General features: G+C 70.3%; 1 protein-coding gene. It reads right to left on the bottom strand.

Annotated features, from left to right (window positions below; translation table 11 throughout):
• Positions 1-89 precede the first annotated feature (89 nt).
• A partial coding sequence (gene treZ, locus D477_RS20595; RefSeq protein ID WP_043847813.1) for a malto-oligosyltrehalose trehalohydrolase occupies positions 90-1626 on the bottom strand: 1537 nt, incomplete at its 5' end.

The raw sequence follows: 1626 nt of genomic DNA, 5'->3' as shown, positions 1-1626 counted from the left end.
GCCGCTCCGCCGCGCGGATCTGGGCTCCGGTCCAGGCCCGGATCATGCCGCGCCCGCGGCACGGGGCCGGACCATCACGCCGTGGCCCGTCATCCGTTGCCTTCGCCCTGCCGACGCAGCACTGCCGCGGACTTAGCCGGCAGGGTCAGGGCCCCGTCCAGCTGGGCCTCCGGATCCGTGGCCAGCAGCAGCCGCCCGGATCCGGTTTCCAGCCGGCAGGACGTGTCGGCAAAGTTGCAGGCCACGGTGATCCGGCCGCGCCGCATGAGCAGCCAGCGGCGTTCCTCGTTGAAGTCCACGGCGACGGCGCGCAGGTCCGGGTTGGTCAGCTCGGGCTCCTGCCGCCGCAGCCGGATCAGCTGCCGGTACAGCTCCACCAGCCGGGCGTGTTCGCCATCCTCGGCCTCGGACCAGAGCAGCTTGGAGTTGGTGAAGGTGCTCTCGGCCTGCGGATCCGGCACGACCGCCGGGTCCCAGCCCATCCGCTCGAATTCCCTGAGCCGGCCCTTGGAAGTGGCTTCGCCGAGCTCAGGCTCGGGGTGCGAGGTGAAGAACTGCCAGGGCGTGGAGGCGGCGAATTCCTCGCCCATGAACAGCATCGGGGTGAACGGCGAGGTCAGGTTCAGCACCGCGGCCAGCGCCAGCGAGCCGTAGCCCAGGGTGGCCGTCAGCCGGTCCCCTGCCGCGCGGTTGCCGATCTGGTCATGGTTCTGGGTGCAGACCACCAGCTGCCGCGCGGTCACCTGCTCCTTGTCGATCGGCCGCCCGTGGTGGCGCTGCCGGAAGGACGAGTAGCTGCCGTCGTGGAAAAACCCGCCGGTGAGCACCTTCGCCAGCGCGGCCAGCGAGTCGAAGTCCGCATAGTAGCCGGAGGTTTCGCCGGTCAGGTTCACGTGCACGGCGTGGTGGAAGTCGTCGCTCCACTGCCCTGCCAGCCCGTAGCCGTTGCGGCTGCGTGCCTCCAGCAGCCGCGGATTGTTCAGGTCCGACTCGGCCACCAGGAACAGTGGCTTGCCCAGGTCCTCGGCGCACGCGTCGGTCGCGGCCGAGAGCTCCTCGAGGAGGTGCACGGCCCGCTCGTCCCGCAGCGCATGCACCGCATCCAGCCGCAGCCCGTCCACATGGAAGTCCCGGAACCACATCAGCGCGTTCTCCACGATGTAGCGGCGGACCTCGTCGGATTCCGGGCCGTCCAGGTTCAGCGAATCGCCCCACGGATTGGCGCCGGCCGGGGCGAGGTACGGCCCGAACTGCGGCAGGTAGTTCCCGCTCGGACCGAAGTGGTTGTAGACCACGTCCTGGATGACGCCGATGCCGTGCCGGTGGGCCGCGTCCACGAAGCGCTGGTAGGCGGCCGGCCCACCGTAGCTCTCCTGCACTGCGTACCAGAGCACGCCGTCGTAGCCCCAGTTGTGCGTCCCGTTGAAGGCATTGACAGGCAGCAGCTCCACATGGTCCACGCCCAGCCCGGCGAGGTACTCCAGCTTCGCCGCCGCGGCGTCCAGCGTGCCCTCCTGGGTGAAGGTGCCGATGTGCAGCTCGTAGATCACGCCGCCGTTGAGCCCCGGCGAGCGCCAGCCGCCGTCCGTCCAGGCGTGGGCCGCGGGGTCGAAGGTCCGCGACAGC

This window comes from Arthrobacter crystallopoietes BAB-32 (genome assembly GCF_000328305.2).
Classification (GTDB): domain Bacteria; phylum Actinomycetota; class Actinomycetes; order Actinomycetales; family Micrococcaceae; genus Crystallibacter; species Crystallibacter crystallopoietes_A.
This window is presented reverse-complemented; position numbering and strand designations above follow the sequence as displayed.